At 34.8% G+C, this 6,264-nt stretch carries 5 protein-coding genes; 3 read left to right on the top strand and 2 right to left on the bottom strand.

Annotated elements, in window-relative coordinates; all coding sequences use genetic code 11:
• The 3 genes from galT to ACIQZC_RS08240 form a co-directional block, all read left to right on the top strand.
• Positions 1-546: galactose-1-phosphate uridylyltransferase (gene galT, locus ACIQZC_RS08250; protein WP_396138756.1), on the top strand; the 546-nt coding region annotated here is incomplete at its 5' end.
• A gap of 148 nt (positions 547-694) precedes the next feature.
• Positions 695-2,383 (top strand): sodium/sugar symporter, encoded by a 1,689-nt coding sequence (locus tag ACIQZC_RS08245; protein ID WP_008257304.1) that lies wholly within the window; start codon positions 695-697, stop codon positions 2,381-2,383.
• Positions 2,384-2,627: 244 nt separating this feature from the next.
• Positions 2,628-3,773, top strand: coding sequence for a formylglycine-generating enzyme family protein (locus tag ACIQZC_RS08240; RefSeq protein WP_396138755.1), 1,146 nt, complete (start codon positions 2,628-2,630; stop codon positions 3,771-3,773).
• Positions 3,774-3,920: 147 nt separating this feature from the next.
• Here the strand turns inward: ACIQZC_RS08240 and ACIQZC_RS08235 are convergent, their stop codons facing one another.
• Both ACIQZC_RS08235 and ACIQZC_RS08230 read right to left on the bottom strand, forming a co-directional pair.
• Positions 3,921-4,133 carry a hypothetical protein gene (locus ACIQZC_RS08235; protein WP_396138754.1) on the bottom strand — a complete coding sequence of 71 codons (213 nt, stop codon included), beginning with the start codon at positions 4,131-4,133 and terminating at the stop codon, positions 3,921-3,923.
• A 25-nt stretch (positions 4,134-4,158) separates the two neighbouring features.
• Positions 4,159-6,264 (bottom strand): T9SS sorting signal type C domain-containing protein (locus ACIQZC_RS08230; protein ID WP_396138753.1); only part of this gene is annotated, 2,106 nt, incomplete at its 5' end.

The following is a 6,264-nucleotide window of genomic DNA, read 5'->3' as shown; positions in this document are numbered from 1 at the left end:
CATGGACAAATTTGGGCACAATCATCTATACCAACCCAAGTAGAGAAAACACAAAATAGTTTGAAAGCCTATTTTGATAAAAATAAAAGCAATCTTTTAATTGACTATTTAAATGAAGAATTAAAACTAAAAGAGCGCATTGTCATTGAAAATAATAATTTTGTTGCCTTAGTTCCTTTTTGGGCAATTTGGCCATTTGAGACAATGATTATTTGCAAACGTCCTATCACAAAAATTACAGATTTTACTGCTAATGAAATTGAAGATTATGCTAGTATTCTTAAATTATTAACTATAAAATACGACAATCTTTTTGAGACTTCTTTCCCCTACTCCTCTGGTATTCATCAAGCACCAACCGATGGGGAACTTCACCCAGAGTGGCAGTTTCACATGCACTTTTATCCACCTTTATTGCGTTCGGCAACAGTTAAAAAATTTATGGTAGGATATGAAATGATGGGAGAATCTCAACGAGACATTACTGCTGAAAAAAGCGCTAAAATGTTAAGAGATTTATCTGATGTACATTATAAAAGTAAATAAACCATGAAAATAGTAGTAACTGGCAATGGAAAGCGCTTGGAAATGGGAACAGAGAGTTAGGAAGAAATAACTTTCAATAGCATCTTAAAAATAAAAATAGATTAAAATATTTTACACTATTAATTTAATTAACCTAAAAAACAAAATTATGAATACATTACAATTTGCAGACTACATGGTCTTTCTTGTTTACTTTTTTATAGTAGCTGGATATGGCTATTGGATTTACAAACGAAAACAAACAGCCAAAAACTCTGCTTCGCATGATTACTTCTTGGCTGAAGGATCGTTAACTTGGTGGGCTATTGGAACTTCCTTAATTGCTTCCAACATTTCGTCTGAGCAATTTATTGCTATGTCAGGCAATGGGTTTAAAATGGGATTGGCTATTGCAAGCTACGAATGGATGTCTGCATTGACGTTAATTATTGTAGCCGTGTTTTTTATTCCTGTTTACCTAAAAAATAAGATATATACAATGCCGCAGTTCCTTAATCAAAGGTATAACGGGGATATTGCTATGATTATGGCTGTTTTCTGGTTGCTATTGTATATAATTGTTAATTTAACTTCTATCCTATACCTTGGGGCTTTAGCAATTAACGGAATTTCAGGTATTAATCTTGATTTGTGCATGTATGGTTTAGCATTCTTTGCTATTATTATTTCTTTAGGAGGTATGAAAGTTATCGGTTATACCGATGTCATTCAAGTGGTTTTCCTAATTTTTGGTGGTTTAGTAACTACTTATTTAGCATTAGATAAAGTAGCAGAATTAAATGGACAACATGGCATGGTAAACGGATTCAATTATATGTTGAATCAATCAGGCGACCATTTCCACATGATATTTAAAAAAGATAGTTCAAATTTTCCAAGTTTGCCCGGTCTTACGGTTTTATTAGGAGGTATGTGGATTGTAAACTTGAATTATTGGGGTTGTAATCAATATATAACTCAAAGAGCGTTAGGTGCTGATTTAAAAACTGCTAGAAGTGGAATTCTATTCGCTGCTTTCTTAAAATTATTAATGCCTGTTATTGTTGTTTTACCTGGAATTGCTGCTTATGTAATTTATACAAAAGGTGGTTTGCAAACAGAATTACTAGGTCCTGATGGCGTTTTAAATCCAGATAGATCCTATCCAGTATTGTTAAACTTATTGCCAGTTGGGTTAAAAGGTTTATCGTTTGCCGCTTTAACCGCTGCAGTTGTTGCCTCATTGGCAGGAAAAGTAAATAGTATTGCTACCATTTTTACATTGGACATTTACAAGAAAAAAATTGATGTAGATTGTAGTGAACAGAAAATGGTGCAAGTTGGAAAATGGGCTGTCTTTATAGCCATGATGTTAGCGGTTGTTATTGCACCACACTTAGGAATTGACAAAAAAGGAGGATTCGAATTTATTCAAGAATACACTGGATTTGTTAGTCCTGGGGTTTTCGCCATGTTTATTTTAGGATTCTTTTGGAAAAAAACAAGTTCAAATGCTGCCATGTTTGCAACCATTGGAGGTTTCATATTGTCAGTTGTATTTAAGTTTTTACCCAATTGGATGAATTTAGAGTTTTTAAATTCAACAGGTTTCGCTGTATTAGTCCCTCAAGAGAATGGAACTAGTTTGTATGAAATTCCATTTATTGACCGTATGGGATTTGTATTTGTAATCTGTGTAGCTGTAATGATAGTTATTAGTTTATTTGATCAAAAACGAGGAATAAAATCTAAAGGATTAGAAATAGACTCCTCTATGTTTAAAGTAAATAGTGGGTTTTTAGCCGGTAGTTTATTAGTAACTGGTATCTTGGTTGCCTTGTATACTATATTCTGGTAGAACCTGGTTTGTTTTTATATTTCGTTTCTGAAAATGAATTCAAAAAAATGAAATTTATTTAAATAAACATTATAAATAGCGGAATTCGTAAACAAACTAATTCCATACAAGTAGTGCAATAGAATCTTAAAAAAAGCGAAAAGGTTGTTGCAAAGGATTTAAAAGCTAAAATAATTATTTCTTAGCTAAAGCCAGGATAAATAAAAATATTTTAAATTAATTTAGCGCTTCAAATTATAATATTATGAAAAATAATTTTTTGATCATTTTTCTGTGGTTAAATTTAATAATAACAGTAAATGTTTGTGTAGCACAACAAAAATCAAATAAGAAAGTAGTTCCAAAAAAAACAACTACAAAAGAAACGTGTTGTACAACAGCAATTCCAAATAGGTTAGTGAATAATTCATCAAATACAAACGTTTCAAATTCGTTGAAAATTACAGACAAGAAAACTCACGAAGGCATGGTTTGGATTCCGGGTGGTATTTTTAGTATGGGAGGAGATAATGACCAAGCGAGTCAGGATGAATTCCCTAAGCACCAAGTAAAATTAAACGGTTTTTTCATGGACATTACTGAAGTTACCAATGCACAGTTTGCTAAATTTGTTGCCGCCACAGGTTATGTTACTACCGCTGAAAAAGATATTGTTTGGGACGAATTAAAAAAACAATTACCTCCAGACACTCCAAAACCAGATGCTGAAACACTTAAAGCTGCCTCTTTGGTTTTTGTACCAACTAGTGGCGAGGTGAGTCTTCAAGATTACAGCCAATGGTGGAATTGGTCACATGGAGCCAATTGGAAACATCCCAAAGGAAAAGACAGTAATATCGACGGAAAAGATAATTATCCTGTGGTACATATTAGTTGGGACGATGCAAATGCTTATTGTAAATGGGCAGGAAAACGTTTGCCAACTGAAGCGGAATGGGAATTTGCTGCAAGAGGAGGATTATCAAAAAATGTATATACCTGGGGAAATGAAAAAGTAGATGAAGAGAAATTTCATTGCAACTATTTTCAAGGAAATTTCCCCTATAAAAATGAAGTTAGTGATGGTTTTGTTGGCTCAGCCCCAGTAAAATCATTTCCAGCAAATGATTATGGATTGTATGATATGTCTGGAAATGTTTGGGAATGGTGTGCCGATAAATACAACAATTTGTACTACGATTCGTTTAAGAAAGTCAAAGTAACAATAAACCCAATCGGGCCTACTAAAAGTTATGATCCCGATGAACCGTTGGTTGAAAAGAGAGTGATGAGAGGAGGATCATTTTTATGTAATGAATCCTATTGTAGCGGTTATCGAGTGTCGGCAAGAATGAAAAGTTCAGCGGATTCTTCAATGGAACATTTAGGTTTTCGATGTGTTTCTAATTAATTGATTAACATGGAACTATATTGTGTTTTTGGATTGCTTAAACGGCTATTTTTCTCTAGTAAAAGTAATTTAACAGTAGTATATTATCTATTTGTTTAAAACAAAAACCACGCCTTGAGCGTGGTTTTGAATGAAATGACAATTAGCTTATTTTGCTAATAGTTTTTTGTGTTTTAGTAATCGATAACCAATTACAATCCCTATCAATAACATCGGAATTATATAATCATTTATTGGTACGTCTTGACTTTCTAGATCCCCTGTTCCATTTTGGTCTCCTGGCGCTTCTTGTGCAATTCCATTCAAGTTAGATAAGAGTATCAAACAAAACACTACGGTATTTATGGCTTTATTTTTCATAATTTCTAAAGTGTATTAATGATGATTATTGTATTATTTTTTTTGTAACTTTTAATCCATTAGCTGCTGTAATTTCTAAAAGCAACACTTGGTTTGTTGCTGTTGTAGATAATTTGGTTTCTGAGGAATTGATTTGTTTTTTCTCAACCAACAAACGACCTTGTAAATCATACACGCGAACAAGCTCCATAATCGTACTTCCTGAATTGATTCTGATTTCATCATTTTCGCTAAAAGCAATTACGCTGTTGGCTGTGAATGTTGGGTTGGTTTCCGCCAAAGCACTTTGGTACACCACTTCAAATCTAGAATTAAAAGTTCCTATGGCACTTGCAAATGAGTAACTTCCTGCACTTAAATTGTTAACGGTATTTAGTAAATTGTCTATAAGGTAAATGGCTTGTCCACTACTGAACAATCCATCTACGTGGTCAATTGCAATAGTGTAGTTTCCTGCGGCATCCGTTTTAAAACCAAGTGGAACGGTATCTAACGTTGCAAAAGGAAGGGCACGACCTTGTATGGTATATTCCTCAGCATTGATTATTGACGTTAAAGCAATTGGAGAATCATTAAAATAACGACCGTCAATAGCATTGTCTACACCTGAAGTAGCTTCTGGCATGTAGGCAACCATTGTTTGACAAAAAGCACCAGTACTAGAAGTTAAGTTCAACCAAAAACGGCTTCTGTTTTCAGTAGTTCTTAGAAATGGACTAGTATTACTTGAAGTTCTCATAGCATTAGTAAAATTCAATGATGCTGGTGAGGAAGCACCCGTTTTTACTATAAAACCTTGTCCAACTTGAATTGTTCCATCTGGAGTAATTGATGAACTACCCCCTGAATTTGGTGTTCCTGTTCCTACTCCTCCAGCTAGAGTATAGGTTGCATAGGAAGTAGTAGGCGTAGTTGTAGCATTATTTATTTTTCTCCAGAAATACAATGTTCCACCTGTTGTATTTCCATTAAGGAATAAATCTGCAGAAATGGTTGAAGGATATGGATTTCCTACAGCATAAAATTTATCAGAAGCAAGTGCTGAAGCTGAAAGAGATATATTTCCATTATTAGGAACTCCTGTGAAAACACCATTAAAAGTGTTTGGAGTTGCAGCAGTCCAAGTATTAGGAGCCCGAATTAAATAGCCTGTTGCTGGTGAAAATGATGTGTTTAAAGGGTCTATCTCGCTATATAAATTCTGGCTATAATCATAGCTATAAAATCTATTATTAAGAGTATTAGGGGAAAATGCCTTTAAATTTTGTCCAGCCACTGGCGAACTCCACAACGTATAATCATATAATTGTATAGAAGCACTGTTTCTTTTTACAATTGCTGTTCCAGAACCTGTATTGGCTACATTGTTTACTTGTATCAAGTTGGCATTGTTTTCTACAGTTATGGTACCATTGTTAGTAATTGCTCCGGCAACTGTTATATTATGACCACTATTAATAGTAAATGATCTTGTCGCATTAACAGTTAATGTTTTTGCTGTAAATCCTGCGGTAACCCCAGATACAGTTGTTGAAAAATTTCCGTCAATTATTGCGTCAATTGAAGTTGTAGGCCCGCTTGTATTGGACCAACTTGTACCATTCCAAGTAGTTGGAGGATCTGTTATAGTTCCTGTAAACTGCTTTGTTGCACTTGTGAATCCAGTGGATGAAACCACAACCGCTGTAGATGCACCACTATAAGATCCAGCGGAAAGACCGGTTTTCAATCTGCTGTAAATTACCTGTGAAGTAGTCGTACTAGGTAAAGTGATGGCAGTTGACTGGAAACCAGTGCCTGAAGTAGTTGATACATCCAAATCAGAACCTGGTGTCACCACCAAATCGCTTGTTAAACCATTCGTCGTAACAGTAAACGAACCTTCAGCTGAAGGGCCACTGCCTGTTACATAACTCAAAGCACTTCCGGTGATTCCTGAAGTGTTAATGCCATTTACAGATGCTGTGAATTGGATTGTTTTAGTGGTCGTTCCAGTTGCTGCTACATTTACTTGTCTTACAGTATTTGAACCACCCGTACCAAGACCTAGACCAGCTATCAAACGTGCATAAAGGGTTGTATTAGCTACTGTTCCACTGCTCGGCGTTAACGTAATTGCTGAAGAGCCAAA

Origin of the sequence: Flavobacterium sp., from assembly GCF_044338735.1 — a bacterium.
Classification (GTDB): domain Bacteria; phylum Bacteroidota; class Bacteroidia; order Flavobacteriales; family Flavobacteriaceae; genus Flavobacterium.
This window is presented reverse-complemented; position numbering and strand designations above follow the sequence as displayed.

Coding starts and splice junctions, on each gene's coding strand:
- ACIQZC_RS08235 (WP_396138754.1), bottom strand. CDS start 4,133: ATGAAAAATAAAGCCATAAATACCGTAGTGTTTTGTTTGATACTCTTA.
- ACIQZC_RS08240 (WP_396138755.1), top strand. CDS start 2,628: ATGAAAAATAATTTTTTGATCATTTTTCTGTGGTTAAATTTAATAATA.
- ACIQZC_RS08245 (WP_008257304.1), top strand. CDS start 695: ATGAATACATTACAATTTGCAGACTACATGGTCTTTCTTGTTTACTTT.